Source organism: Massilia luteola (assembly GCF_034420155.1).
In the GTDB taxonomy this organism is placed as follows: Bacteria; Pseudomonadota; Gammaproteobacteria; order Burkholderiales; family Burkholderiaceae_D; genus Telluria; species Telluria luteola.
On record NZ_JAXOFN010000002.1, the window covers coordinates 190,413 to 214,881 of the forward strand.

At 66.9% G+C, this 24,469-nt stretch carries 28 protein-coding genes; 18 read left to right on the forward strand and 10 right to left on the reverse strand.

What is annotated here, in order from left to right:
* Nucleotide 1: 1 nt before the first annotated feature.
* Genes U9J41_RS03855 through U9J41_RS03905 form a run of 11 tightly spaced genes read left to right on the forward strand, consistent with a single transcriptional unit; the run spans nt 2 to nt 5,260 of the window.
* Entirely contained in the window at nt 2-391 is a 390-nt protein-coding gene (locus U9J41_RS03855; protein WP_322400369.1) for a hypothetical protein, read from the forward strand.
* The gene (locus U9J41_RS03860; protein ID WP_322400370.1) at nt 388-1,011 is read left to right on the forward strand and encodes a hypothetical protein; all 624 of its coding nucleotides are present in this window, start codon (nt 388-390) and stop codon (nt 1,009-1,011) included. The genes U9J41_RS03855 and U9J41_RS03860 overlap by 4 nt, the downstream gene beginning before the upstream one ends.
* Before the next feature lies 1 nt (nt 1,012).
* A complete protein-coding gene (locus U9J41_RS03865) occupies nt 1,013-1,705 on the forward strand; it encodes a hypothetical protein (protein WP_322400371.1) in 693 nt (230 codons plus the stop codon).
* Nucleotides 1,702-3,306 carry a hypothetical protein gene (locus U9J41_RS03870; RefSeq protein WP_322400372.1) on the forward strand — a complete coding sequence of 535 codons (1,605 nt, stop codon included), beginning with the start codon at nt 1,702-1,704 and terminating at the stop codon, nt 3,304-3,306. Before U9J41_RS03865 ends, U9J41_RS03870 begins: the two co-directional genes overlap by 4 nt.
* Nucleotides 3,306-3,893, forward strand: a complete 588-nt coding sequence (locus U9J41_RS03875; protein ID WP_322400373.1) for a lytic transglycosylase domain-containing protein — start codon at nt 3,306-3,308, stop codon at nt 3,891-3,893. The genes U9J41_RS03870 and U9J41_RS03875 overlap by 1 nt, the downstream gene beginning before the upstream one ends.
* Nucleotides 3,890-4,168, forward strand: coding sequence for a hypothetical protein (locus tag U9J41_RS03880; RefSeq protein ID WP_322400374.1), 279 nt, complete (start codon nt 3,890-3,892; stop codon nt 4,166-4,168). The genes U9J41_RS03875 and U9J41_RS03880 overlap by 4 nt, the downstream gene beginning before the upstream one ends.
* A complete protein-coding gene (locus U9J41_RS03885; protein WP_322400375.1) occupies nt 4,168-4,464 on the forward strand; it encodes a hypothetical protein in 297 nt (98 codons plus the stop codon). The genes U9J41_RS03880 and U9J41_RS03885 overlap by 1 nt, the downstream gene beginning before the upstream one ends.
* Before the next feature lie 4 nt (nt 4,465-4,468).
* Nucleotides 4,469-4,639 (forward strand): hypothetical protein, encoded by a 171-nt coding sequence (locus U9J41_RS03890; protein WP_322400376.1) that lies wholly within the window; start codon nt 4,469-4,471, stop codon nt 4,637-4,639.
* Nucleotides 4,636-4,785: a hypothetical protein gene (locus U9J41_RS03895; RefSeq protein WP_322400377.1), complete on the forward strand. Its 150-nt coding sequence runs from the start codon at nt 4,636-4,638 to the stop codon at nt 4,783-4,785. Before U9J41_RS03890 ends, U9J41_RS03895 begins: the two co-directional genes overlap by 4 nt.
* Before the next feature lie 35 nt (nt 4,786-4,820).
* Complete coding sequence (locus U9J41_RS03900; RefSeq protein ID WP_322400378.1) at nt 4,821-5,132, forward strand: hypothetical protein; 312 nt, start codon at nt 4,821-4,823, stop codon at nt 5,130-5,132.
* The gene (locus U9J41_RS03905) at nt 5,129-5,260 is read left to right on the forward strand and encodes a hypothetical protein (RefSeq protein WP_322400379.1); all 132 of its coding nucleotides are present in this window, start codon (nt 5,129-5,131) and stop codon (nt 5,258-5,260) included. The genes U9J41_RS03900 and U9J41_RS03905 overlap by 4 nt, the downstream gene beginning before the upstream one ends.
* 4 nt (nt 5,261-5,264) lie before the next feature.
* Here the strand turns inward: U9J41_RS03905 and U9J41_RS03910 are convergent, their stop codons facing one another.
* The gene (locus tag U9J41_RS03910) at nt 5,265-5,570 is read right to left on the reverse strand and encodes a hypothetical protein (RefSeq protein ID WP_322400380.1); all 306 of its coding nucleotides are present in this window, start codon (nt 5,568-5,570) and stop codon (nt 5,265-5,267) included.
* Between the two features lie 2,130 nt (nt 5,571-7,700).
* Here U9J41_RS03910 and copC point away from each other — a divergent pair.
* Nucleotides 7,701-8,060 (forward strand): copper homeostasis periplasmic binding protein CopC, encoded by a 360-nt coding sequence (copC, locus tag U9J41_RS03915; protein WP_322400381.1) that lies wholly within the window; start codon nt 7,701-7,703, stop codon nt 8,058-8,060.
* Complete coding sequence (locus U9J41_RS03920) at nt 8,060-8,998, forward strand: copper resistance D family protein (RefSeq protein ID WP_322400382.1); 939 nt, start codon at nt 8,060-8,062, stop codon at nt 8,996-8,998. The genes copC and U9J41_RS03920 overlap by 1 nt, the downstream gene beginning before the upstream one ends.
* Nucleotides 8,999-9,123: 125 nt before the next feature.
* Here U9J41_RS03920 and U9J41_RS03925 read toward each other — a convergent pair whose 3' ends face one another.
* The 4 genes from U9J41_RS03925 to U9J41_RS03940 form a co-directional block, all read right to left on the reverse strand.
* Nucleotides 9,124-12,291 (reverse strand): efflux RND transporter permease subunit, encoded by a 3,168-nt coding sequence (locus U9J41_RS03925; protein ID WP_322400383.1) that lies wholly within the window; start codon nt 12,289-12,291, stop codon nt 9,124-9,126.
* Complete coding sequence (locus U9J41_RS03930) at nt 12,288-13,808, reverse strand: efflux RND transporter periplasmic adaptor subunit (RefSeq protein ID WP_322400384.1); 1,521 nt, start codon at nt 13,806-13,808, stop codon at nt 12,288-12,290. Before U9J41_RS03930 ends, U9J41_RS03925 begins: the two co-directional genes overlap by 4 nt.
* Nucleotides 13,805-15,145, reverse strand: coding sequence for a TolC family protein (locus U9J41_RS03935; RefSeq protein WP_322400385.1), 1,341 nt, complete (start codon nt 15,143-15,145; stop codon nt 13,805-13,807). Before U9J41_RS03935 ends, U9J41_RS03930 begins: the two co-directional genes overlap by 4 nt.
* Before the next feature lie 75 nt (nt 15,146-15,220).
* Nucleotides 15,221-15,613 carry a hypothetical protein gene (locus U9J41_RS03940; RefSeq protein ID WP_322400386.1) on the reverse strand — a complete coding sequence of 131 codons (393 nt, stop codon included), beginning with the start codon at nt 15,611-15,613 and terminating at the stop codon, nt 15,221-15,223.
* Nucleotides 15,614-15,930: 317 nt separating this feature from the next.
* On the opposite strand from U9J41_RS03940, the gene U9J41_RS03945 reads away from it, so the two are divergent.
* A complete protein-coding gene (locus U9J41_RS03945; RefSeq protein WP_322400387.1) occupies nt 15,931-17,418 on the forward strand; it encodes a hypothetical protein in 1,488 nt (495 codons plus the stop codon).
* A 21-nt stretch (nt 17,419-17,439) separates the two neighbouring features.
* Here the strand turns inward: U9J41_RS03945 and U9J41_RS03950 are convergent, their stop codons facing one another.
* Nucleotides 17,440-17,754: a hypothetical protein gene (locus tag U9J41_RS03950; RefSeq protein WP_322400388.1), complete on the reverse strand. Its 315-nt coding sequence runs from the start codon at nt 17,752-17,754 to the stop codon at nt 17,440-17,442.
* Between the two features lie 46 nt (nt 17,755-17,800).
* Nucleotides 17,801-18,964 (reverse strand): tyrosine-type recombinase/integrase, encoded by a 1,164-nt coding sequence (locus tag U9J41_RS03955; protein ID WP_322400389.1) that lies wholly within the window; start codon nt 18,962-18,964, stop codon nt 17,801-17,803.
* A gap of 154 nt (nt 18,965-19,118) precedes the next feature.
* Here U9J41_RS03955 and U9J41_RS03960 point away from each other — a divergent pair, with 154 nt between their 5' ends.
* Together U9J41_RS03960 and U9J41_RS03965 are read left to right on the forward strand one after the other, a co-directional pair.
* The gene (locus U9J41_RS03960; RefSeq protein WP_322400390.1) at nt 19,119-19,397 is read left to right on the forward strand and encodes a hypothetical protein; all 279 of its coding nucleotides are present in this window, start codon (nt 19,119-19,121) and stop codon (nt 19,395-19,397) included.
* Between the two features lie 102 nt (nt 19,398-19,499).
* Entirely contained in the window at nt 19,500-19,907 is a 408-nt protein-coding gene (locus U9J41_RS03965; RefSeq protein WP_322400391.1) for a hypothetical protein, read from the forward strand.
* Nucleotides 19,908-19,911: 4 nt separating this feature from the next.
* On the opposite strand, the gene U9J41_RS03970 is transcribed toward U9J41_RS03965, so the two are convergent.
* From U9J41_RS03970 to U9J41_RS03980, 3 genes are all read right to left on the reverse strand, one after another.
* Nucleotides 19,912-20,244: a four-helix bundle copper-binding protein gene (locus U9J41_RS03970; protein WP_322400392.1), complete on the reverse strand. Its 333-nt coding sequence runs from the start codon at nt 20,242-20,244 to the stop codon at nt 19,912-19,914.
* A 255-nt stretch (nt 20,245-20,499) separates the two neighbouring features.
* Nucleotides 20,500-21,108 (reverse strand): nicotinamide riboside transporter PnuC, encoded by a 609-nt coding sequence (gene pnuC, locus U9J41_RS03975; RefSeq protein ID WP_322400393.1) that lies wholly within the window; start codon nt 21,106-21,108, stop codon nt 20,500-20,502.
* Between the two features lie 110 nt (nt 21,109-21,218).
* Entirely contained in the window at nt 21,219-21,716 is a 498-nt protein-coding gene (locus U9J41_RS03980) for a pyridoxamine 5'-phosphate oxidase family protein (protein WP_322400394.1), read from the reverse strand.
* 346 nt (nt 21,717-22,062) lie between these two features.
* Here U9J41_RS03980 and U9J41_RS03985 point away from each other — a divergent pair, with 346 nt between their 5' ends.
* Together U9J41_RS03985 and U9J41_RS03990 are read left to right on the forward strand one after the other, a co-directional pair.
* Nucleotides 22,063-23,277 (forward strand): glycosyltransferase, encoded by a 1,215-nt coding sequence (locus U9J41_RS03985; protein ID WP_322400395.1) that lies wholly within the window; start codon nt 22,063-22,065, stop codon nt 23,275-23,277.
* Nucleotides 23,277-24,452: a glycosyltransferase family 4 protein gene (locus U9J41_RS03990; RefSeq protein ID WP_322400396.1), complete on the forward strand. Its 1,176-nt coding sequence runs from the start codon at nt 23,277-23,279 to the stop codon at nt 24,450-24,452. The genes U9J41_RS03985 and U9J41_RS03990 overlap by 1 nt, the downstream gene beginning before the upstream one ends.
* Nucleotides 24,453-24,469: the final 17 nt, after the last annotated feature.

Genomic DNA, 24,469 nt, shown 5'->3' on the forward strand with positions numbered 1-24,469 from the left:
GATGATCGAGCGCGGCGAGCTGGACGACGCCGCGCGCGCCGCCTACGCCCGCGCGTTCGACGCAAAGCGCGACACGACGGGCGGCCTGGGCGACATGGACGTGTGCCTTGCCGGCGCAATGCTGTTCGATGTGAAGGTGGACGGCCGGATCGTAGCGCGCTACGCGCTCAAGCAGGTGAAGCGCGACCACGGAACGGAAGTGTTCATCGTCGGCGCGGCCGGTGGCCTGCCGGGCGTGGACTTGGTGGAAGTCGTCGTGCCATACATCGCGCAGCAGTGCGCAACCGCCGACCGCCTCACGATCAACACCCGCCGCCGTGGCCTCGTGCACAAGTTACAAAAACAGGGCTGGACGCTGGACAGCTACGTTATGAGGAAAAAACTGAAATGAGTTCATCGAGCAGCGACAGCCAGGCGAACCAGACACAGACCAGCACGACGCAGGATAACCGCATCAATGCGGCCGCCGGCTCGGTCAACTTCTCGCAGGCCTCGGGCAATACGGTCACGTCCAACACGGACAGTCACAACACGACCAACTACACCAGTATCGATGACGGCGCGGTAGCGGCGTCGTACGACTTCGCGAACCAGATCACGCAGGGCGCCGCAAAGACGGCGGCGGCCTCGCTGGACGCGAATGCGAAGGTCACCAAGGATGCGCTGGCCGCCGCGAGCGATGCCTACTCGGGCGCGCTGGCGTCGAACATGGACCTGTCGAAATACAGCTTGAACAAGGTATCGGACGCGTACGACACGGCGAACCAGTCCGTATCCGCCGCGTGGAGCAAGGCGACAGGCAACGTCATGACCATGGCGACGACCGCGCTTGACGATGTGCAGGCGGCGAACGCCAACAGCACCGCGAGCGTGGCGAAGGCGTACGAAAACACGTCGGCCACACTGGCCGATGCCTACCAGACCGCGAAGGCCGGCGAACAAAAAATCGTGTCCTACGTCGCCATCGCCGTGATTGGCCTCGTGGCCGTCAAGGTATTCGGAAAGAGCTGACATGTCCTACTACACCATCACGCTTTCCGCGAACAAGCCCGTGAATATGACGGTGGCCGGCACCGTCATTCTGATCGATGACCTGGGCGCCACGCAGGGCTTGGACATCACGCCGAGCTTCGGCGGGCGCGACCTGCCGAAGATGCCGAACCGGAAGAAGGCCTTCAAGTTCGTGGAGCCGTACGACGCCGTTACGCTGACGGCGCCTGTCGACTGCACCGTGGCGCTGTTCCTGAGCAAAAACGATGTGTCGCTGGGGTTCGCGGACGGTTCGCTTGTGAACGTGTCGGGGCAAGTCGTCGTGTCCAACACGGTGGAAGCGCGCGTGCCGGTCGACATCGGCGGCGGAACCGTGACTGTCACGGCCGACAATGTCGGCATCAACAACGACGACGCACACCCAGTCCCGATCAAGCGCGCGGCCCTGTCGATCCTCGTCGATGCGCGGCCCGTCGTCGCAAACACTGGCGCGGCGCAGGTGCTCAGCAATGACGCGACGCTCAAGCGGCTGACCGTCAGGAACAACGACGGCGCGGCACGCGTGGCAATCGGTAACGCCAATGTGACCATGAACACAGCGGCGATCATCCTGGAACCGGGCGACAGCTACGTCGAGGACGACGCGGCCGGCGTGGCGTGGTATGTCACGAGCGACACGGCCGGCGCGGACGTGCGCGTGATGGGTGCGAAATGAGCCAGATTATTCGCTCCGACAAGTCAAGCACCGTGAGCGTGGCCGACTATGCCGGCCTGCGAGCCTACAACGGAAACAAGAAAGTGGCCTATGTCACGGGCTATCTCGGCACCGCGGCGCCTCAAGGCATCGTCGGCCACTTCCAGCGCGACGACACCGACAAGGCCAGCGCGGACAACGGCGGTACGATCATCGTGGCCGCGAACGGAGTGAGATGGAAGCGAGCAGCAAGCGGCCCGGTCATACCGCAATACTGGGGCGCGAAGGGCGACGGCTCGGACGACTACATTCCGCTGAATGCGATGTACGCTACCGGTCTGCCGTGGTCCTTACCGTACACGCCAACAGGCTACGGCCACAGCGCGACGTTGACGATTTCCGCCAATGGAACCTGTGACGGCGGCTTCCTCGTGCCGACGGCCGCCATCGGTGGCGCCGAGAATGACATCGACAAGTTCGCCGTCATCATCGCGAGCGCCGGATATGCAGTGAAACGGCGCATCGTGGGCCTCAAGGTGCAGGGTTCCGTGCCACTGCGCACGGCGCTGGTCAAAGGTATTCGTGTCGACTGCCCGAATGCGCACCTGATCAACTGCGATACGCCGCAATTCGATTACGGCATCGTCGTCCGCACGTATTCCGTCAAGCTCACGAACTGCAACGCGTGGCAGTGCAATACGAACCTGTCCGCTTACGCGCCGTCGCTCACGTCGGAAATTAACGCGCTGACCATCGACGGCGGCAATTACGATTCGCCAGTCCTGTACTCGGCAAATATCGGGGACCTGCGCTGGTCGGACGCGCTGCCGGCCGGGACGCAGCACGGCGTCGTGATCAACTTGGTGAACGGGGCGAACTTCGACGGTGGGGAAATCAAGATCGACAACGTGTCGACCGTGAATATCGAAGGCATCTACAACGAGACATCGGCCACGGATACGCTCATTCGCCTGGGCGGATCTGGTGACGGTAACTGCCGGAACGTCCGCATTCGTGGCAACTACCTTAAGACCGCGAAATACTCAGTGCGATGCGACAGCGGCGTCGAGCAGCTAAGCGTGCGCAGAAACTTCCTGTCGAACGTGAGCGTCAACGCGCTGTTCCTAACGACGGAGCTTTACCCGCCCGACTACGTGCCAGGCGTAAGCGTCGGATGCTTCACAATCGGCCAGGAAGTTCGGCTAGCGTTCGGATCGATCCCGCTGGCAAACGTCCGGTTCGATGGGTTCACTCTGGAGCATGAAAACCTTCGCAACGGCATACAAGACTGTATGGGTACGCCGGCCAAGTGGTATCCGGGAGGATCCGTGCGCAACGCAAACAATCGGACGATCAACATCAGTTCATCGGCGGGCGCGTTCTATACCGCGCCAGCAATAAACAAGGCCGGGACTGTCGCAGGCAACGTGTTCACGTTCACGACGCCGGCAGATGCCCGCGCATTCAACGGCGGCGACCGCATCGTGACCGTGCCGGCCGGCGCGACGTATGTCCGATCGGTCGATTACGAGGCCGGGACCATGCTGATTGATGGCGGCGCAACGGCAAATGGGGCGGCGACGGTTTCACAGAGTCAGGTTCAGACACAGGCGGCGGCCTAATGAGCAAGCCAGCCCTGATCATAGCTTTCGCAGCAACTGCGGCATATCTGTTGATGCGTCAGCAGGACAGCGGCGGTGACGACGAGGCCGTGCCGACCGCTGGCGACGACAACTCAAACATTTTTGCAGATGGAGCAGACACCCTCATGGGCATGATTACCGACTGGCCGTCCGGGTCCGACCCGTACCAGCAAACCATTACCGATGCGGCGAACCAAAACGGTGTGCCGGTATCGATCCTCGCGTGGCTGCTGTGGAAGGAAAGCCGCTACAACCCGGCCATCATCGACGGCACGACGCGGAGTAGGGTGGGGGCCATGGGCATCGCGCAGTTCATGCCGGCGACGGCCACCCAGGTGCTGGGCAGCGCCGATGCCGCGCTGGACCCGTCGCAGGCCATCCCGGGCGCCGCGAGCTACTTGGCGAGCCTGTACCGTCAGACCGGCAGCTGGGAGGCCGCGCTTGCGGCCTACAACTGGGGCGTCGGGAACGTGCAGCGCAAGGGCCTGGGCGCGGCGCCGGCCGAAACCATCGACTATTACACAACGATCATGAGCAAGGCCGGTATGGCCGGGAGCACCGTATGACGCGCGAAGAAATGCACGATCTCATTTTGGGCGTGGCCGTCGTCGCGCTGGGATATGCGGTCTACCAGCATTACCAGGCCGCGAAGGCGCAGGTGGCGCAGATCAACGCGAGCGATCAGGCGGCCATCGCCGCTGCAATCGGCTCGGCGTCGAGCGACGGCCCGGAGATCAGCGTTCCGGCACCGATCCCGGTCAACGTCGACGCGTCGGGCGGATACAGCATCGACACCAGTTCGTCGGGCTGGTGGGACAAACTTACACAGGGGACCTTCTGATGTTCGGCGAACAGAAATTCATGATCATTGGCGCGGGCGTCGCGGCGCTGGTCCTGCTGGTACTCATAAAAAAAAAGGGTGCGGCTGCGGATGCGGGGCAAGCGCTGGGGGAGGCTGCGGCTAATGCGGCGGGCGGCGCGGTGGCCGGCGTTGCCGAAGGCCTGGGCGACCAGATCGGCATTCCGCGCACCGACATGACCGAATGCGAAAGGGCCATGGCGGAGAGCCGCACGCTTGACGCGTCCTTCGCATGCCCAGCCGGCGACTTCCTAGGCTACATCAACCCATTCAAGTAAGACCATGAGCAAAAACGTAGAAACCCTGTTCAAGCAGATCATGCCGACCGTGCCGGAAGTGCTTCGCGAAGCGCTGGTAGTGCTGGGCGGTGTGCTGATCGCGTCGTACGTGCTGAGCAATTTCCCGGCGCTGAAACAGTACGTGACGACCAACTCCGTCACGCTGCCGGAATGAAGCCGCGCGAAGTCGTCCTGATGGTGGCAAGCATGTTGGTTGCCTCGGCCATCCTCAAGGCGTTTCCGACGTTAAAAACGTTCGTCGCGTCGCACTCAATCACCGTGCGCGACACGAAGGGCAACCCGCTGTACGACGCAATTTAAACCCGTAGTCCCTCAACCTCGAAATGGAGAATCACATGGCAATCAGCTTTACTCAACGTCTGCGCGAGCCGTCCACCTGGGCGGGCCTCGCCGTCATCGGCATGATGTTCGGCCTCGACCCGACCAAGGTTCAGGCCGTGGCCGCCATCGCGAATGCGATCGTGCCGTTCGTGCACACCGACGGCGGCGCGCTGGCGCAGGCCATCATCGGCCTCACGACCATCGGCGCGGCCGGTGCAGCCGTGGCGATGCCCGAGAAACCGGCGGCCGCGGCACCGGTTGTCCAGGCGGCGCCGGCACCCGTTGCCGCGCCCGTGGCGCAACAGACCACGGGGCAGCAGCCGTGAGCGCGCTGGAGCTTGTCCAGTTGCTGACGGGCTCCGGCGTATTCACGGGTGGCTTGGCCGCCGCCGCGTGGGTGCTGCGCACGGAGCGCCGCCTGATGAAGTTGGAAGTGAAGGCGAAGATTGCGTGACGCGTCACGCAGTTTGGACGAGCGGCGCCGGTCCAACGATGGCGCCGGCCTCGGTCACGACACCGAGTTTCGTGAGCGGCTTTTTGTCGGGAACGGCCCAGAACATTTGCCGGTGGCGGAGGTCCGACTCAAGGCGTTTGAGCCGCAGGATTTCAGGAACCCACCAGGGCACGCGCGTGCGGCCCTTGATCCAGTCGCGGACGGTGCGCTCGTCGCGGCGTAGCATGCGCGCCAGATCGGGCAGCGGCCATGCGATGGCGTAGTAGGCTAGTTCGGTGGGATTGCCGTATCTCAGATTCGGGTAGCGCACAGTACCTCCGCAATCGAGTTGAAAAAAAAGCCAGAGTCATTGTCTCTGGCTGCTGAGGCCGGGTCTGTGCGTCCCGGCATGGTGAAAAATTGCCCTTCGTGCATCCGGTCCGAGAATTCGCATAATCTATATTATGTCAAATATGACGCTGACCTAGACCCGTATTTTGTAGTTCTAGTACGCCGAAGTACGAGTACGCCGACACGATATTGGGGTTCGCAGCGACATGAATATGGGGTTTTCGCAGAGTCGGCAGAAAAGGTACAAATTCTTGTCGCGAGCCCGAGCACCTAACCCAGCCAGATCGTGCGCACCGCTACTGTTTGCTTCCCTACGCGCCGGCGGTCTATTTTGTTGGCGGCCATGGCTGCCCCGACAAGATCCCGACTTCACCCAAGCCGATCTCGTGTGGGTGCAATGTCGACTCAAGTGCGTAGTGGCTGCTTCCGTCTGGCTGCTCCGGTCGACCCGATGGTTGTCGAGATCGTCGCGTTCCTAAAGAGAGTCAGGCCTCCCTTGTCGCAAGGACGGCGACAACTCACGCAGCCGGCTGACAGCGACATTCCAGTTCCATTCTTCAAACGTCGTCCGCGGAAACAGCCGTGCCGCACTAAGCGAAGCAGATATGTCAGGCAATGTAGCTCTCGCCGTCACCAGAATACGGAAGGCAAATGGCCTGAAGTGTTCGTCGCTGGACTCGACACGGCCGACAGCATTCGAAACGCTCGTAGGCTTGGCTCTGCCTGTCGCTTAGGCTTCGGCGGTGCGGACGCGCTCTGTTGGCCTGGTCAGCAGTTGACGTTCCGTCAGCGTCCAACTATCCTCGTCATCCAAGTGTGCATTTGTCTCCACGCTCGTAAAATCCAGATGAGATCCGCGTACGCACCCGCCGTGGCCGGCTCGTAAATGGCAAGTAGTGGCAGATTAGGCAGCGGCTAATCATCGAATTCATTCGGCTCGGTCAACTTTACGAGATGAATACGACGCTGAGCAATTGGGTTCGTGTCTTACGTGACTAAATCGGACCCCACTTCGATACTGAGCTATAAGGCGATTAACTCGACATTACGATAAATAATGTCGAGTATTATCGGAGCAAGTGCGACAGGCGCACGACATTCGACAATTGCCGAAAAGACGCGGGACCCGTGCTTCGATAGTACTCGTTTCAATGGGTAAGCCGCCTCCCCGTTGACTCACGGGGACTGGCTTCGTGTACAAGGCATTCCTCCGATCGTCAGCCGCGTAGCCCTTGGATGGCTGCAGAGCAGCCGCAAGTATCCAAGAACCACCCGTCCGGCACCCCTTCGCCTATCCCTGGTTCGATGCCACCCGGAGGCAGGCAGCCGTGCTTTTGAATAGCCTGTTTTCATGGCCGGTCAACGTTGGCTGCCTCGCGCGTAACCCGATCGCGCTATCTTGAAGAACACCTCCGGCTTGAGCCGAATGCGGCAGTGGATGCAGTGACGCGAAAGTCGAGGCGCGAGCGTGCGCTCAGGGTGGAACTGGCGCGCTACCGGCGCGAACCGGGTTATGCGCCCTACCCGGTTCCGCTCCACGCAACGCTCTTGCAGTTGCCTACCGGTGGAAAGGCGTGTGCCAAGCCGAGGCGGAATCCATGATGAGCATGCTGATGTGCGTCATGTACTCTTTCAGAACTGCGGGCTGTGCCCTGCCCTATGGCGCCGATCGAGGCGCTCGGCCAGGATTCGAACGGCATATCCTGATGACCCTGCGCGGCATCGTGGGCGGCTGAATCGTTCAGCCAGGACGGACGACTTCCATGAGTCTGGCTCCGCCGTTGATTGCTGGATGTTCCCCGGGCCGCGAGCGATCCTTTTCCGCGAGTACCATGCGCGGCTCGCCCTGCCCGGCGATACCGGCCTCCGAGCTGGGGCACGACTACAGGAACCAGCCGGTGTCGACAATCGGATGGGAAAAGCGCAACAATGCCTGTCTTGCGCACCGGAGCCGGGCGCGGTTCGTCAAGCTGATGGGTGAGCTGAACTTGCCGAAGCGCCGGACTGATCGACGTCGCCGTCGTGGTCAACCAGGACTTCACGGCAGTTGAGTCTGCTTCCGGCCCGCCTGGCGCGCTACCATCTTCGATCAAGTCAATCAGGAGTCAACATGTCCATCAAACGCTTTCTGGCGGTATGCGCGCTCGCCAGCGCCGTGACCTCGCCCGCGTTCGCGCACGCGACACTGCAGTCGTCCGATCCCAAGGCCGGCAGCGCGCTCGGCAGTGCACCAAAGCAGGTTCGCCTGAAATTCAACGAGGCACTCGAGCCGGCCTTCAGCAAGATCACGTTGCTGGGTACCGGCAACAAGGAGATTCCGATCGGCGGCGCCACTGTCGACAACGCCGACCCGACCGTCATGACGGCCCCGCTGCCGCCGCTGTCCGCGGGGGCGTATCGCATCCGGTGGTTGGCGATGAGCCATGACGGCCACAAGAGAAAAGGCGACGTTCCGTTCACGGTCAAGTGATGGCGCCCGACCTGCCGACCGTCCAGCGGCTCGTCACGGCGTTGCTGAACCTGGCGGTGGCCGTGCTCACGGGTGCGAGCGTCTCGCGCCTCTGGCTTGGCCGCGACGCTTCCGACTGGGCGGCGGCGCGGCGCCGGCCGGTCCGCATGGCCGCCGTCGCCGCTGCCGCGGTGTCGCTTGCCGCCAGCGTCGTATGGCTGTGGCTCGAGTCGGCGGCGATGGCCGAGGTTCCCCTTGCCGAGGCGGGGCGCGCTGTCTGGACAATGCTGCTCTCCACCCACCTTGGATTCGCCTACTGCGTCGGAACGGCCGGGCTGGCCGTTGCCGCCGCCGGCGCCCTCGCCCGGGGCGGCGCTAGCCGTTGGCCCGCGCGCGTGACCCTGGCGGCGCTCGCCGTGTTCTGGTACACGCGGAGCATGGTCAGCCACGCGGCAAGCGACGGCGACTTCGGCGTGCGCGTGCTGGCGGACTGGGTTCACCTGGGCGCAATCAGCCTGTGGGTCGGTGAAGTGGTCATCGCCGCCGCCATCATCCTCAAAACGTCCGGGAACATGGCCGCAAGCGACTGGCGCGCCAGATCGGCTTACGTCGCGTCGCTGTCGAATTCGGCGACCGTCGCACTGGGCGCCGTCTTCGTCACCGGCGGGTATGCGGCCTGGCGCAGCATCGGCGGATGGGATTACCTGATCGGGAACCCCTACGCCAACACCCTGGTGGCGAAAGTGCTCGTCGCGGGCCTGGCTGCGGCGCTGGGTGGATTCAACCGCTTCGTCGTGATGCCGCCGTGGCTCGCGCGCGAGTCCGCCGGTCGTGCCGCGCCGGACGGCTTGCCGGCGCGTTTCAAGCGTGTCCTCCGGATCGAGGCATTGCTGCTGCTGGCGGCTGTCGTGCTGGCGGCATGGCTTGCGTCGACGGCGCCGCCGGGCGAACAGATGTGAGGCGCACCGAGCAGGGTGATGTGCGCCGACTCGACGGCGACGCCGGTCCCGGTTCCCATCGCGATGCCGGCATAAACCAATGATGCGGACCAAAATTTCACCACATGCGCGAGAGCCGTTCGCGATCATGCCGCCCGTTCGCGCGCCAGGACAGCGGCCGACGCGAGCCGCCGCACGCGACGGCGTCGCAACAACAGGTACACGGCAGGCACGACGAACATCGACAGCAACGGCGCCGTGATCATCCCGCCGACCATCGGCGCCGCGATCCTCTGCATGATCTCCGAACCCGTCCCGGTCCCGGTCATGGCGGGCACGAGGCCGGCGATGATCACCGCGACGGTCATCGCCTTCGGCCGCACACGCAGGACTGCGCCTTCGCGGATCGCTTCGACCAGGTCCGCCTCGCTGCCGCGGCCGGCGGCGAGCCCGGCGTCCCACGCCTGCTTCAGGTACAGCAGCATGATCACGCCGAATTCGGCCGACACGCCCGCGAGCGCGATGAATCCGACGCCGCTGGCCACCGACAGATTGTAGCCCAGCAGCCATGACATCCACGCCCCGCCGGCCAGGGCGAACGGCAGGGTCGCCATGATCAGGGCCGCCTCGTCGAAACGCCCGAAGGTGAGGTACAGCAGCACGAAGATGATGGCCAGCGTCGCCGGCACGACCACCTTCAGCTTCGCGACCGCGCGTTCCAGGTATTCGAACTGTCCGGACCACGATACCGAATACCCCACGGGAAGCCGGACTTCGGTGGCGACCGCCCGCTGCATCGCGCGCACCGCCGACGTCAGGTCGCGTCCCCGGACGTCGACGTACACCCAGCCCGACAGGCGTGCGTTTTCGCTCTTGAGCAAGGCCGGGCCGTCGTCGATGCGGATGGCGGCCACGTCGCCGAGCCGGATCTGGGCGCCCGCGTCGGTGAGCAGCGGCAGCGCGCGCAGCTTCTCCAGCGAGTCGCGCACTTCGCGCGGGTAGCGCACGTTGATCGGGAATCGCTGCAAGCCCTCCACCGTCTCGCCGATGTCTTCGCCGCCGACCGCGGCCGCGATCACGCCCTGCACGTCCGCCACGTTCAAGCCGAGGCGCGCCGCGGCCGCGCGGTCGATGTGCACGTCGATGTAGCGCCCGCCGTTCAGTCGTTCGGCCAAGGCCGACGAGACGCCGGGGACCTTGCGCACGGCGGCTTCGATCGCGCCCGTGATGCGGTCGATCTCCCGCAGGCTGGCGCCCGCGACCTTGATGCCGACCAGGCTCTTGACGCCGGTCGCCAGCATGTCGATCCGGTTGCGGATCGGCGGCACCCACACGTTGGACAGCCCCGGCACCCTGACGACGCGGTCCAGCTCCGCGACCAGCCTGTCCGGCGTCATCCCGGCGCGCCACTGGTCGCGCGGTTTGAACTGGATGGTGGTCTCGAACATCGCGAGCGGGGCCGGATCGGTGGCCGATTCCGCCCGGCCCGCCTTGCCGAACACGGTCCGGACCTCCGGCACGGTCTTGATCAACCGATCGGTCTGTTGCAGCAGCTCCGCGGCCTTGCCGATGCCGATCCCAGGCAGCGCCGACGGCATGTACAGCAGATCGCCCTCGTCCATCGGCGGCATGAACTCGCTGCCCAGCCGGCTGACCGGCCACACCGTCGCGATCACGATGCAGGCCGCGACGCCGAGCGTCGTCTTCGGCCGGCGCAGCACGATCTCGAGCAACGGCCGGTACACCCGGATCAGGACGCGGTTCAGCGGGTTGGTGTCTTCACGCGGGATCCTGCCGCGAATGAGATAGCCCATCAGCACCGGCACCAGCGTCACCGCCAGGCCCGCGGCGGCGGCCATCGCATACGTCTTGGTGAACGCCAGTGGCGCGAACAGCTTGCCCTCCTGCGCGTCCAGCGCAAACACGGGAATGAAGGACAGCACGATGATCAGGAGCGAGAAGAACAGCGCCGGCCCGACCTCGGCGGCCGCCGTTTCGACCACCCGCCAGTGCGCGGCGCCGTCGAGCGTCGCGCCGGGATGCCGATGGTGCCAAGCCTCCAGGTGCCTGTGCGCGTTCTCGATCATGACGACCGCCGCGTCGACCATCGCGCCGATGGCGATGGCGATGCCGCCGAGCGACATGATGTTCGCGGTGACGCCCTGGTAATACATCACGGTATAGGCGGCGAGGATCCCGAGCGGGAGCGAGACGACGGCGACCAGGGCGGAGCGCAGATGGAACAGGAACAGCGCGCAGACCACGGCGACCACGATGAACTCCTCGGCCAGCTTGTGCTCCAGGTTCGTCACGGCCCGTGTGATGAGGTGCGAACGGTCATAGGTCGGCACGATGTCCACGCCCGCCGGCAGGCTCGACTTGAGCTGGGCGAGCCTGGCCTTCACCGCGGCGATGGTCGCGAGCGCGTTCTTCCCGGAGCGCATGACGATGATGCCGCCGGCCACCTCGCCTTCGCCATTCAACTCGGCGACGCCGCGCCGCATCTCGGGTCCGACCTGCACACGCGCCACGTCGCCCAGCGTCACCGCCACGCCGCCGCCGCCCGTCGCCAGGGGGATGCGCCGGAAGTCGTCGAGCGACGACAGATAACCCGACGTGCGGACCATGTACTCGGCCTCGCCCAGTTCAAGGACCGAGCCGCCGGCCTCCTGGTTCGCCTTGCGGACCGCATCGATCACCCGCGCATGCGTGATGCCATAGGCGCGCAGCCTGTCCGGATCGAGCTGGATCTGGTACTGGCGCACCATGCCGCCGATGCTCGCCACCTCGGCCACGTTCGGCACCGTTTTCAGCTCGTACTTCAGGAACCAGTCCTGCAGGGCGCGCAATTGCGAGAGGTCGTGCCTGCCGGTGCGGTCCACCAGCGCATATTCGAAGACCCATCCGATGCCCGTCGCATCCGGCCCGAGCGACGGCCTGGCCTGCGGCGGCAGCCGTGACTGCGCCTGGTTCAGGTATTCGAGCACGCGCGAGCGCGCCCAATACGGATCGGTGCCGTCTTCGAACAGGACATACACGTAGGAATCGCCGAAGAACGAATAGCCGCGCACGGTCCTGGCGCCCGGGACCGACAACATGGTGGTCGTGAGCGGATAGGTGACCTGGTTCTCGACGATCTGCGGCGCCTGCCCCGGATACGTCGTGCGGATGATCACCTGTACGTCCGACAGGTCAGGCAGCGCATCGACCGGCGTGCGCTGGACCGCCCAGACGCCCCAGGCCGCGAGGCCCAGGGTCGCAAGCAGCACCAGGAAGCGATTGGCGATCGACCAGCGGATCAGGCGCGCGATCATCGGGCGCCTCCCGGCGCGGCGGCGTCGCGCGCAATCGATACGATCTCGTACCTCCCGGCGTGCGTCGCCCGGATCTCGAACCGCACGGTATCGCCGACCCGGATGTCCTGCGCCAGCCCGCCGGCCGGCGGCATGAAGCCCATCGTCATGGCTGGCCACTTCAGGCTGGGAATCGGCCCGTGCGAGATCGTCACTTCGTCCCTGGCGATCCGTTCCACCTTCCCTGCGGCATGATGGGTCGCGGGCGCGGGCGCGGGCGCGGGTGCGGCCGCGGGCGCGGCGCGCGCCGGCACCGGGGACGCCGCGCCGCCGATGCGCCGCAGCGTGCCGCGCAGGCTGGCCTCGGAATCGATCAGGAACTGGCCCGATGCCACGACCTTTTCGCCTTCCTTCAGGCCTTTGAGGACTTCGGTCTGGCCATCGGCCTCGGTGCCGGTGACGACGTCCGCCGGCGCGAAACTTCCATCGCCGGACTGGGTGATGACGACCGTGCGTTCCCCGGTCTGGATCACGGCCTCCGACGGCACCAGCAGCGTCTCGCGCCCGGGCGCCGGCATCATGTGAATCGTCGCGAACATGCCCGGAACGAGTTTCCCGCCGGGGTTGGCCAGCACGATCCTCGCCTTCAGCGTGCGCGTCGCTGTGTTCACCTCCGGCAGCAGGGCCTCGACCTTGCCGCCGAATTCCGCCCCGGGGAAAGCCGGGCTGGTGGCGCGTACCGCCATCCCGGGCCGGACCCGGGCCGCCGCGCTTTCCGGCACCTCGGCATTGACCCAGACCGTGCGCAGGCCGTTGATCCGAAACAGCGGCGCGCCCGGCGTCACCGTCATGCCTTCGCGTACCGACAGCTCGCTGACGACGCCGTCGGCCGGGGCGGTGACGGTGATGCGCGGACTGACCTGCGCGCGTGCGCTGACCTGCCGGATTTGCGTCGCGGTCATGCCCGCGAGCCGCATGCGCTGCAGGGCCGCATCGAGCAGGCCCGCCGTATCCGCGCCGGCGGGCATGCGACTGATCGCCAGGTACTCTTCCTGTGCCGCGACCCAGTCGGGCGCGTACAACTGGAGCAGCGCCTGGCCCTTGCGTACCGGCTCGAGCGGCGCACGGACGAACAGCTTTTCCACATAGCCGCTGCTGCGGGCCTGCAGCTGGACGAGCTCGCGTTCGTCGAACGCCACGTTGGCGACGGTGTCCAGCGTGCCCGCCAGCGCGCCCTTGCGGACCGCGGCGATGCGTATCCCGAGATTCTGTTGGACGCCCGGGCTGACGGCGACGCCGCCCGGGGCCTGGCCCTCGTCAGCGTAGACCGGCACCAGGGCCATGTCCATGAAGGGCGACTTGCCGGGCTTGTCGAACTTCTGGTCGGGTACCATCGGGTCGTGCCAATACAGGACCTTGGCGGCAACCGGCGCGCCCCGGCCCGCGCCCGCCCGGGCGCCGAGGCGATATGCGCCGAGGACGCTGAGCGAGAGCACAAGCACGGCGCCGATGGTGGAAATGACGATGCGGCGGTTCATGGCATTGCCTCCGGGTGGTGCGAAGACGCCGCCGTGCCGCGGTCGGATGGATAAAGATAGTTCAGCTGCGCCCAGCGCTGCGCCGCCGCGCCCTCGATCTGCAGGGCTTGCAGGCGGACGTCGAGTTCGTTGCGCCGCGCCGCCAGCACGTCGGCCAGCGCGGCCTTGCCGCCACGGTAGGCAGCCAGGACGGCCGCGCTCCGTTCGGCGGCGAGGGGCTCGAGCTCGTGCCGGTAGCGGGCGAGGCGCCGACGCGCGCTGCGCCACCCGTCGAGCAGCGCCCGCACCTCCGCCGTGTGGGCGCGCAGGCTTTCTTCGCGCTCGTCGCCGATCCGGTCGGCCTGCAGGAGCGCGGCTGCGAGTTCGCGGTCCTGGCGGTGTTTCCGGTCCCACTGAAGCGGTACCGACACGCCGACGGAGACCATGTTCGAATAGCCCTGCCCACGGTGCTGCAGCGATACTTCGACGGTCCAGTCGGGATGCCGATTGGCCTCGGCGAGCCGGGCTTGCGTGCGCGCGACGGCTTCCTCGCGATCGAGCACCGTAATCTCGGGGTGATGCGCGAGCTCGGTGTCGAGGACGCCGGGATCGATCCGGATCCGGTCGATATCCGGCAGGCTTGCGGGGGCGACGTCGGCGTCGCGCCCGGCCCAGCGCGCCAGGGCGCGCCGCGCCGTGTCGACGCGGGTGTCGGATTCGTCGGCCTTATCCTGGGCAGTACCGACACGCCCACGGGCCGCAAAGACGTCGCCCCGGCTGCCCTTGCCGCCACGGTAGGCGGCTTGCGCGGCTTGCAGGTCGAGTTGTGCCTGACTGACCTGTTGGCGCGCGAGATCGTCCACCTGCCGCGCGAAATACAGGTCGAACCAGGCCAGTGCGGTCTCGCGTTCGATGCGCGCGGTCGCCACCGCCTTTTCCGCGAGGGCCTGGTCGGCCACCGCCTCCATCCCGGCCGCGCGCAGGCGCCGCTTGTCGGGCGCGGTGAGTTCCTGCATCACACCGATTGTGCGCATCGTCATGAAGTCGGACCCGATGTTGAAGCGGTCGGTGCCGCTGACCGGCAGATTATCGATGCCGGCGCGCAGCACCGGATCGGGCAGCCTCGCGGCGGCGACCGCCAGTTCGCGGGCGGCGGCTGCGGACGCGTCCGCCGCCGGCAACGCGCGTGAGCGCGCCAGCGCACGCTGCTGTGCCTGGGCAAGCGTCAGGCCTTCGGCCTCGGCCGCCGCCTGTGCATGAGGTAAAACGAGGCCCAGCGACAATGCGAGCGCAAGTGTCGGGCCGAACACGTCGGGGCGGCACGAACCGTGCCTCCCGATGAGGTCAAGAAATTGCATGTGAAAGCTCCAGAGTGCGAAGAACGGCACCGCCACGGGCTTAACCGGGCGGGACGACGACTTGGCGGCTGGAGGTTATAGGCGGAAACAGCAGTGGCGTATCGCGAGCGGCGGCGACGAACCGGAGGCGTGCAGAAAAACGCGCGGCGGATTCGGTGCGGCCACGGCATGGTCGGGCCACCAGAGCAGCAGCGCGATACCGGCCGCGATGAACGGCATCACGAAGGGTGCGTCCGGCTTGTCGAGCGATGGGATCAGTTTGTGCGCGTGCTCGTGGCACAGCGTGGGACTTTGCCTGTCGGTCTGGCGGCAATCCGCCATCGGCTGGCCGGCGCCGTCCAGCATGGGCGCGCTCCGCGCCGGCGCCACGTTCGGGCACGCGTACGCCGCCACGGCCAGCTGCATGAACAGCAAGCTCAGCAGCGCCACGACAGCACTGAGCACACGGGTTTGGCGAGGATAGCTCATCGGACGATAAAAGAGTCGCCGCATTATAAGTTTGAAATCGGCGTAACGCCAGCGGCGCGGCGCCCATCCGGTCGGGAGCCCGGCGAGTACCCCGTGGCGATGCCAGCATCTTCGCGCCGAGACGTCCGCTCCTTTTCGATATTAACGATCCCCGGCCCTCTTCGCGGCGATTTCTATCCCCTGATTGCTGTCAACGACGCTCAGTCCGTTTGTAACGATAGTGAGGGGCGCGGGAACGCAGGACAGGCTGCTGCGCGTCGCGCCGCGACATATCTGCCGTGGACAAGATTGGCCACTCAATGGAAAGGAGTAATGCCGTGAAACATTCTTCAATCGAAGTCGGTCCGCAGCTCGAGGCCGCGGCGCCGCAGGTCAGGTCTGTCGAGACCATGCTGCGGGACATGCAGAACAACCCGCCCCCTGCCGCGCGGTCGATCGCGCAAGCGAAGTCGAAGCCGTTCTTGCCGACCATACCTGCCGATCAATACGACGAGCTCAAGGCGACATTGCATGCGCAGGGCCCGGCGGCCGAAAAGCCCTTCGACACCGAAACCGAAGCCGAAGCGTCGCCGCGTGCGCGGATCGGCCTCGTCGGCCCCAATGTGCCGGGCGCGACAGACGTCGATGGATTGATCCCGCCCGACACGCACGGCGCCATCGGGCTCGACCATTTTGTCGAGGTGACGAATTCGCACGTCGACATCTTTGTCCGGACCAACCCGAGCCAGCGCACCAGCATGTCGCTCGCGGCCTTCTTCGGCTATACGACCCGGGTGCTGTTCGATCCGCGCGCCGTCTACGACAGCGTCTGGAACCGCTGGATCGTCACCGCCGACGCGTTCCAGGAATCGGACACGCGCCAATTCCATTTCGTCGCGATCTCCACCACGTCGAACCCGCTCGGCGCGTATTTCATCTACGGCCTGAACGTGACCTTCAATGCCGGCGATTTCTGGGATTATCCGCAACTCGGCATGGACCAGGACGCGATCATCATCACGGCCAACGTATTCACGTCGTCGGGCGGTTTCCGGGGCGCCGACATGTTCGCGGTGGCCAAGGCGCGCCTGTACAACGGGCTCGGTTTCGCGGTGCCGGTCTTCACGGGCCTGCGCGCCACGCTCGCGCCGCCGATCGTACTGGACCAGAACGCCAGGACCTTCCTGGTCGCCGCATCTGGCGGCAGCGCACTGAGCCTGTACACGCTCACCAATTCGAGCAGGCCCAACGCCATCCAGCTGACGGGGCCGGTGAATGTTTCGGTGCCGTCGTATTCCGCGCCGCCCGCGGCCCCGCAACCGGGCACCCGTGCCGTGCTCGACACGCTCGACGGCCGGTTCGTCAACGCCAGCACGCAGACGGGCGACTTCCTGTGGCAGGTCCATACCGTGAATCTGGTCGGCTATGCGGCGCCCAAGTTCTACCAGATCAACACGGCGGCCGGCGCGCTCGTGCAAAGCGCATTCTTCTTCGGAACGTCGACGTCGTTCGATTTCAACGCCTCGATCGCGGCCAACAGCGCCAATGACGTGTACGTGACATGGACATTGACCGATCCGCCCCGTGGCACCAACGCCCAGGTGCGGTTCTCCGGCTTCGACCACAACAACGGCAGCACGTACAGCCTGAGCCCGGGCACGGCGGCGTTCACGAGTCCGACGTGGTTCGGCAACGGCCGCTGGGGCGATTACTCGGCGGTGACGGTCGATCCGCGCAATGCCCGGCGCGCCTGGCTGGTCAACGAGGATATCCTGTCGAACCATGATTGGGGCAGCCGTATCGTCGGCATCGGCTTTACGGCGTGAACCGGTGCGGTGCCGGCATACTCACCGGATACCGCTGTCGTACACGATCCGGACCGCCGTGACATGGTCCTCGACCACGGTCACCGCCTGGTCCGGCGCGTGTGGATAGATCGCTTCGGACTCGGGATGCAGCACATACGTGCCGGGTTCGAGGATGATCACGAAGCGGCCGTTCGCATCGCTGCGCGCCTCGGCCACCCGGCGTCCGGCCGCGTTCGTGACGCCGATGACGGCCTCGTAAGGACGCTGGTTGTCCGCTCCGGGCCGTTCGACCGGGCCGACCGGCCGCAGGATCACGTCGCCGTCGATACCGCTGGTCATGTCGTGCGCTTGCATGATCATGCCTCAGTATAGGCAACATGGCGGCTCGATCGCGGCCGCATTACAGGATCCCGCGTCCGCGCGCGGAGGCGATGATCTCGTCGTAACGCTCGTTATCGGTCTTGTGCAGATAGGCCGCCGTCGTCGCGATGTTCGCGTGCCCGGCCGTGTCCTGCAGCGTCTTGAGCTGGACGCCGTTGTTCGCGTGGTTCGTCAGCATGCTGTGGCGCAGCCAGTGCGCGGACGCCTGGCGCAGCGTGGCGGCCGTGTCGGCGTCGCCGAGGCCGTCCGCGACGCGCGCCGCGTCGGCGAAGGCCGCCTTGATCGCTTCGGCGGCCGCTTCGTCGGTGATGCGCGCGAGGTCGCGGCTGCGGCTCGACAGGACGAGCGGCGTGCGGTCCGCGCGGCTTGCCTGCGGCAACAGGTCGAACGCCTGGCGGTAGGCGCGGAAGGCGTCCAGCATGTCTTGCGGGACCGGCAGGCGGCGCGGCTTGCCGCCTTTGCCGACGACGTCGAGCCACCAGCGCCCATTGCCTTCCGTGTAGATGGAACCCATCGCCGCGCCGACGATCTCGTTCAGGCGCGCGCCCGTGTGCGCGAACGCGACGAGCAGGAAACGGTCGCGTTCGCGCCGTTTGACGGCGGCTGGCGTCCCGGCCGGACGCCGCGCGACGGTATCCAGCGCCAGCGCGATCGCGCCCTGCGTCAGGTAGCGCGTGATGCGGCTGGCCGACGGCGCCCGCACGTTGCGGACGAGCGCGGCCGGATTGCGGCGCAAATAGCCGGTCTGCTCCGCGAAGCCCAGCAGGCCCTTCACGGCGATCATCGCCTGGCGCCGGCTCGCGTCCGACAGCGGCCCCGTGAACGGCCGGTAGCGCGCATCCGTGCGCGGCCATTTTGTCGTGGACACCCATTCGGGCGGCGGATTCTTGAGGAATTCCTTGTACGCGTTCAGGTCGGCGACGTTCAGCTGGCCCAGCGTCTTGCCGGGTTCTTCGCGGCACCAGGTCAGGAAGCGGAACAATTCCTTTTGCGTGTTCTGGATGGATTTTGCGCTGAGTTCGCCGTGCGCGATGAACTCGCGCGCCAGTTCGATGTCGGTAGTCGCTTCCGTGATGGCATCGTCGGCCTGACGGTACATCTTGACGTACAGCCGGCTGCTGGCACCGGTCGCGATCTCTTCCGGAAGCGTTGGACCAAGGTCGATGGGCGTAAAGGTCGGCATGAGGAAAGAAATAACTGTGTTTTTGTACAGTATATCTCATCCCGCCGCGAAAGCGCCACCGGCTCGGCGGCCGCGCACGCTTGAACGGCGTTTGCAGGCCGGCCGCGCCTACGGGACAATCGCCGTGACGCAGTCCGACTCGAAAGGAACAGGCATGACCATCACGGTGAAAAACACGACAGCCGACACGACCCGCGTCACGTTGTTCGGCGAACTGCGCGACGGCAGCTTCGACGCGAAGATCATGGCCGAGACCGACGTGCCCTATATGCGCTGCTGGGATGACGAGGTCGAGCAGCGCATCGTCTACATCCAGCCCGAGCCGGCGCAATTGAAGGCCATCCTCGCCGCCCTCAACGATCGCCGCCTGTCGCTCGAACAATTGCAGGCGTTCGGCAGTGTGGGCGGCGGCACGTCCGAGATCCCGGTCTGAGCGGCTGGGCCGGCATCCTACACGCGCACGCAACGCCTGCCGACAGACGGCCTGCCTGCACACGGCAACAATCGCTCATCGAACTACGCATACGGAGGCGATATGAACGCACACGCGACCAACCAGGGCAACGGCGCCGGCAAGGGCCAGCAGAACGAGCAGGCAGCGACGATCGGCGTCGGCAACGCGACGAGCGGCGAACAGGGCAGCACGCCCACCCACGAGACGATGGCGGAGACGGGCGGCAGCGGCGGCCGTGCGCTGACGAAGCCGCGGCCGGAGGAAGAAGCGCCGTCGGCGCGCGGCGCCAGCCAGTCCGGCGCGGCGGGCAGCCGCCAGGGGAGTCCCGATGACGAGGCCGAAGGCGCCGGCACCGCCGCGACGGCCATCAACCGCGGCTACCAGGACACCCGCAGCCGCCAGGCCAGTCCGGGCTCGACGGGGCTGGGCGCGCCGGAAACCGGCGGCAACCAGACCGAGGACGACCTGGCGCCGCCGCGCCGGGACTGACCGCTCAGGCGCCGGCCATGCGCCGGCATGCGTCCGCGCAGGCGCGGCAGGCCTGCGCGCAGGCCTGGCAATGGTCCATCGGATGCTTGCCGCATTCGTCGCCGCAGGCTGTGCACACGGTCGCGCACAGGCGGCACAGGTCGCGCGCGACGTCGCTGCCGCGTGCCATGAAGGCGGCAGCCGTCCGGCAGACCTGGGCGCAGTCCATGTCGAGCGCGATGCAGCGCGCCATCATCTTGACGTCGTCTTCCCGCAGACAGGCGGTCGAACAGCGGTCGCAGGCGGCCGCGCAGGCGTCGCAGGCCTCGATACAGGCTTTGAAATCGTCGTAAGACATCGTTCCTCCTCGGTGGATTGGTGACGTGTCCCGGACATCCCGATGAGGGCCGCGGCCGGTGTCCCCCGGCCTGCCCTCCCCGCATATTATGGCGTGCCGCCGCGGATGACGGCGCTACCCTTCATGCCGAAGTTCGCGCGCGTGGGTTCGGCCGGGCCGGCCAGCGGATCGCCGCCGACCGCGATGGCCCGGTCTGCGCCGCTGCGGAATACGTGCAGGCGAGCATCGCCACCGCAGCCGCGAGCGATTTCTTGTTCACGGTTGGGAACTTTCGTAAATTTCCGCATGCTTGGCGGACGCCGCCGTCTGTCGCGCAGCCAGTCGGTACCAGTTGCGCCAGGAGACGATGGCATTGACCCAGAAGCCGGCGTACAGCACGGCCGTCAGGACGAGGCCGCGGCTCAGATACAGGGGCGCGGCGATGCTGTTCACGAGCAGCCAGAAGGTCCAGTTCTCGACCCGGCGCTGCATCATGAGGATCTGGCCGATGACGGAAAAGACGAGCACGGCCGAATCGAGGAAAGGCGCGTACGCGTTCGTCGTGAAATGCAGCAGCGCGCCATAGCCGGCCGTGGCGGCCACGCCCAGCGGCACCGTCCACGCCAGGTTCGCGGCGCCGGCATGCGTGATCGGCAGCGGCTCGCCATGGTCGCCGCGCACCCATTTCCACCAGCCGGCGACGCTGGTGGCCACGAAGAAGACCTGCAGGGCGACGTCGGCGTACAGCCGGTTCTGGGCGAACAGGATGGCGAACAGCGTGCAGCCGACGATGCCCGTCCACCAGGTGTGGACGTTGTTGCGGCCGGCCAGCAGGATGGCCACGGCGGTGAGGCCGTTTGCGGCCAGTTCCAGCGGTCCTGTCATCGCATTCCGCCCTGCCCGTCCAGTTTCATCCACGCTCCCCGAAGAAGCATGTACTGTACGCCTGCCCGTCCGATTATTGCAAGGGAGGAATGTTCAGCGCGCCGCGGTCTTTACAATTTCAGCGTGCGGTGTTCCGCATCCAGGTCGGGCCGGGTGCCCGTCATGGCGGCCTTCGCGACGGCGAACAGGCGCACCATCTTGCTGTCGTTCGAGTCCCAGTATTCGGCCGAGTGCGGCTCGACGCGGATCAGCACGGCGTGTTCGTCGTCCGGGCCGGCCGGGAACCACGCCTGCACGCCCGCGTTCCACATCGCGCGGATGCGTTCGCGGTCGACGACGCGCTCCGCGAGCCCGCTGACGGAGACGAACAGGCTGTCTTCCGGTTTCGCGAACGACAGGTTGACCTGGGGGCGGTGCGCGATGCAGTCCCACAGCGCGGTCTGCGTGGAGGTGAAGAACCAGATCCCGCCGTCGTCGTCGACCTCGTCCTGCGTCATTGGCTGGCTCAGCAGGTGGCCATGCTCGTCCTGCCACGTGAACATGGGGAAGCGGACTTCCCGGATCTTCGATTTCAGGTCGGCGATGTCGTTGGTGTCGTGTGTGCTCATGGTGGGTCCTCGTACGGATGGAACGGCCATCCTAGCGTGCGCCTGGCCGGCGTTCGGTGCGGCGGCGTACACACCTCGTTGGACAAGTCCGGATCGCGGTTGCTGCACGTATTCTGCGCTTCCTTGAGACGAGTCAACGGCGCCGGAAAGCGAAAAAAACGTCCGTTGCAGCGCAATATAATGAGTTCAGCGTCGACCGCGGACACCGGCCCGGCGCACCCGTCAACGAGCGTGGAGCTGCCGCCATGAAGCACATCGACCGCCATGCACGAACCCTTTCCTTCATGCCGCTGCGGCCACCGGGCCGCATGGGCAGCGGCCGGGTCGAGCGCTGACGCGGGGCCGTATGGGTGCCCAGCATCCGCGCGAGCTGTCCCTGTGCGAACCGGCGGCGCGCCCGCGCCTCGTCGTCCACGTGGTCGACTCGCTCGACATGGCGCAGACGGAAAACGGCCTGCTGAACCTCATCCGCCATCTGCCGCCCGAGCGCTATCGCCACGCCATCGTCTGCCTGCACGACCGCGGCGGCTACGAGGGCGGCATGCGCGAGCACGGGGTCGAGATCGTCAACCTGCACAAGCGCGCCGGGCGCGATCCGCTCCACTACCTGCGCATGTTCGGCGTGCTGCGGGCATTGCGGCCCGACCTGATCCACACGCGCAACGGCGCCGGCCTGCCGGCCCAGCTCGTCGCCGCGCTGGCCGGGGTCAAGCTGCGCGTGCATGCCGAACATGGACGCCCGGCGGCCGGCACCGGGCGATCCGCCGGGCTCGCCGCGCGCCTGCTGCCCCGCATGCTGTGTCCGCTCGTCGACCATTTCATCGCCGTCAGCGGCGAGCTCGAACAATGGCTCATCGAATCCGTGGGCGCCGAGCCGGCGCGCGTGTCGCACATCGCGAACGGCGTCGACAGCGTGCAATTCCATCCGCGGCTCGGGCCGCCGGCCGTCGTCGGCCCGCCCGGCTTCATGCATGACGGCGTCTTCATCGTGGGCAGCGTCGGGCGGATGGACGACGCCGGCAACCACACGATGCTGGTCGAGGCCTTCCTGCGCCTGATCGCGTCCCCGCACCCGGCGCACCAGCGGCTGCGGCTGCTGCTCGTCGGCGACGGGCCGGCGCGCACCGAGTGCCAGGCGCTGCTGCACCGCGCCGGCGCGGCCGCGCGCGCGTGGCTGCCGGGCGCCCGCGCCGACGTCCCGCAACTGCTGCGCGCGATGGACCTGTTCGTGCTGCCCTCGCTGGCCGAAGACCGTTCCAACCCGATCCTGGAGGCGATGGCGACGGGCCTGCCGGTCGTGGCCTCCGCCGTCGGCGGCAACACGGAACTGGTGCATCCCGGTTTCACGGGCATCCTCGTGCCCCCGATGTCGACCGAGCTGCTGGCGTCGGCGGTCGCCGACTACTGCCGCATCCCCGCCATGGCGGCACGCCACGGCGCACGGGCCCGCACCCAGGTCATCGCCCGCCACAGCATGCCGGCGATGGCGCGCGACTACCTGGCCGTCTACGATGCCCTCACGCGCAGCGAACCGGCGGACAGCCTGCGGCGGATGCGCTGATGCGTGTCCTGCATGTGCTGGACGCGGCGTGCGCCCGCCCGACGGATTACGCGCGGCGCACACAAGCCCTGCTGACGGCGTTGCGCGCGCAGGGTATCCAGACCGTGCACCTGAGTGCGGTGGCCGCGTGCGACGCCGATAGCCAGGATGCCTGGCCGCACCATGTGTGGCACCTGTACCGCACGCCGGCGCCGCGGACGCCGGGTTGGCTGCTGCGCGCCTGCCCGGACCTGGCGGCCGGCGCGGCGCTCGCCCTGCGCCTGCGCCGGATCGTGCTTCTCACCCGGCCCGACCTGATCCACGTCCATGCCCCGAGCGTGCACGCATCCGCTGCCTGGCCCGTGGCGCGGCTGGGCCGCTTGCCGCTCGTGGTCGAGGCCGACCGCCGCGCCGCCGCCGGCAGCGGCATCGGTCCGCTCGGACGCTTCGCCGGTGCGCGCGCCGATGCGCTGGCCGCGCCCAGCATCGAGATGCGGGCGGCGCTGCGGGCGAGCGGCATCCACCCGCGCCGCATCGCCATCCTGCCGCCGGCGGCCGACGTCATGGCCGCGCTGGACCGCGGGGCGCGGCCGTCGGACATGGACATGCTGGATGCGCCGCTGCTCGCGTATGCCGGCGACCTCGACGCGCCCGCCGGCATCGGGCTGCTGCTGGCCGCGCTGCACGACCTGCGCCACAAGCGGCGCACGCTGCGCCTGCTCGTTGCCGGCGGGGGCACGGGCATGGAAGTGCTCGAAGCGCGGATCGCGGCGGCCGGCCTGAACGGGTATGTGCGCGTCACGGGCCTGCTGGCGGGCCGGCGCGCCGCCGACGTGATGGCCCGGGCCGACATCGCCGTGTTCCCTGCGCTGGCGGGGCGCGGAACGCTGACACCCTCGCGCCACCTGTTGAACGCGATGGCCCAGGGGTGTGCCGTGGTCGCGTCGGATATCCCGTGCCACCGCGACCTGCTCGTGCACGGGCACAGCGGGATGCTGTTCGCGGCCGGCAGCCGGCGGGCGCTCGCGGACGCGCTGGCGCAGTTGCTCGACGAAAGGTATCGGCTGCGCCCGCTTGGACTGGCGGCCGCACGCTGCATCGCGGCCACGCACAGCTGGGCGTCGGCGGCGGCACGCTACCGCCGGTTGTACGAATCCGTTCTCGCCGACGTACGGGACGGCCGCCGCGGATGCTGAACATCGCCCTCTCCCAC

What these genes read in the sequence shown, in the direction of transcription:
- U9J41_RS03895 (WP_322400377.1), top strand. Translation starts at nt 4,636, where the DNA reads ATGAAGCCGCGCGAAGTCGTCCTGATGGTGGCAAGCATGTTGGTTGCC.
- U9J41_RS03890 (WP_322400376.1), top strand. Translation starts at nt 4,469, where the DNA reads ATGAGCAAAAACGTAGAAACCCTGTTCAAGCAGATCATGCCGACCGTG.
- U9J41_RS03865 (WP_322400371.1), top strand. Translation starts at nt 1,013, where the DNA reads ATGTCCTACTACACCATCACGCTTTCCGCGAACAAGCCCGTGAATATG.
- U9J41_RS03990 (WP_322400396.1), top strand. Translation starts at nt 23,277, where the DNA reads ATGCGTGTCCTGCATGTGCTGGACGCGGCGTGCGCCCGCCCGACGGAT.
- U9J41_RS03885 (WP_322400375.1), top strand. Translation starts at nt 4,168, where the DNA reads ATGTTCGGCGAACAGAAATTCATGATCATTGGCGCGGGCGTCGCGGCG.
- U9J41_RS03920 (WP_322400382.1), top strand. Translation starts at nt 8,060, where the DNA reads ATGGCGCCCGACCTGCCGACCGTCCAGCGGCTCGTCACGGCGTTGCTG.
- U9J41_RS03855 (WP_322400369.1), top strand. Translation starts at nt 2, where the DNA reads ATGATCGAGCGCGGCGAGCTGGACGACGCCGCGCGCGCCGCCTACGCC.
- U9J41_RS03880 (WP_322400374.1), top strand. Translation starts at nt 3,890, where the DNA reads ATGACGCGCGAAGAAATGCACGATCTCATTTTGGGCGTGGCCGTCGTC.
- U9J41_RS03965 (WP_322400391.1), top strand. Translation starts at nt 19,500, where the DNA reads ATGAACGCACACGCGACCAACCAGGGCAACGGCGCCGGCAAGGGCCAG.
- U9J41_RS03950 (WP_322400388.1), bottom strand. Translation starts at nt 17,754, where the DNA reads ATGCAAGCGCACGACATGACCAGCGGTATCGACGGCGACGTGATCCTG.
- U9J41_RS03960 (WP_322400390.1), top strand. Translation starts at nt 19,119, where the DNA reads ATGACCATCACGGTGAAAAACACGACAGCCGACACGACCCGCGTCACG.
- U9J41_RS03930 (WP_322400384.1), bottom strand. Translation starts at nt 13,808, where the DNA reads ATGAACCGCCGCATCGTCATTTCCACCATCGGCGCCGTGCTTGTGCTC.
- U9J41_RS03985 (WP_322400395.1), top strand. Translation starts at nt 22,063, where the DNA reads ATGGGTGCCCAGCATCCGCGCGAGCTGTCCCTGTGCGAACCGGCGGCG.
- U9J41_RS03870 (WP_322400372.1), top strand. Translation starts at nt 1,702, where the DNA reads ATGAGCCAGATTATTCGCTCCGACAAGTCAAGCACCGTGAGCGTGGCC.
- U9J41_RS03935 (WP_322400385.1), bottom strand. Translation starts at nt 15,145, where the DNA reads ATGCAATTTCTTGACCTCATCGGGAGGCACGGTTCGTGCCGCCCCGAC.
- U9J41_RS03940 (WP_322400386.1), bottom strand. Translation starts at nt 15,613, where the DNA reads ATGAGCTATCCTCGCCAAACCCGTGTGCTCAGTGCTGTCGTGGCGCTG.
- U9J41_RS03900 (WP_322400378.1), top strand. Translation starts at nt 4,821, where the DNA reads ATGGCAATCAGCTTTACTCAACGTCTGCGCGAGCCGTCCACCTGGGCG.
- U9J41_RS03980 (WP_322400394.1), bottom strand. Translation starts at nt 21,716, where the DNA reads ATGAGCACACACGACACCAACGACATCGCCGACCTGAAATCGAAGATC.
- copC (WP_322400381.1), top strand. Translation starts at nt 7,701, where the DNA reads ATGTCCATCAAACGCTTTCTGGCGGTATGCGCGCTCGCCAGCGCCGTG.
- U9J41_RS03955 (WP_322400389.1), bottom strand. Translation starts at nt 18,964, where the DNA reads ATGCCGACCTTTACGCCCATCGACCTTGGTCCAACGCTTCCGGAAGAG.
- U9J41_RS03875 (WP_322400373.1), top strand. Translation starts at nt 3,306, where the DNA reads ATGAGCAAGCCAGCCCTGATCATAGCTTTCGCAGCAACTGCGGCATAT.
- U9J41_RS03925 (WP_322400383.1), bottom strand. Translation starts at nt 12,291, where the DNA reads ATGATCGCGCGCCTGATCCGCTGGTCGATCGCCAATCGCTTCCTGGTG.
- U9J41_RS03860 (WP_322400370.1), top strand. Translation starts at nt 388, where the DNA reads ATGAGTTCATCGAGCAGCGACAGCCAGGCGAACCAGACACAGACCAGC.
- U9J41_RS03970 (WP_322400392.1), bottom strand. Translation starts at nt 20,244, where the DNA reads ATGTCTTACGACGATTTCAAAGCCTGTATCGAGGCCTGCGACGCCTGC.
- pnuC (WP_322400393.1), bottom strand. Translation starts at nt 21,108, where the DNA reads ATGACAGGACCGCTGGAACTGGCCGCAAACGGCCTCACCGCCGTGGCC.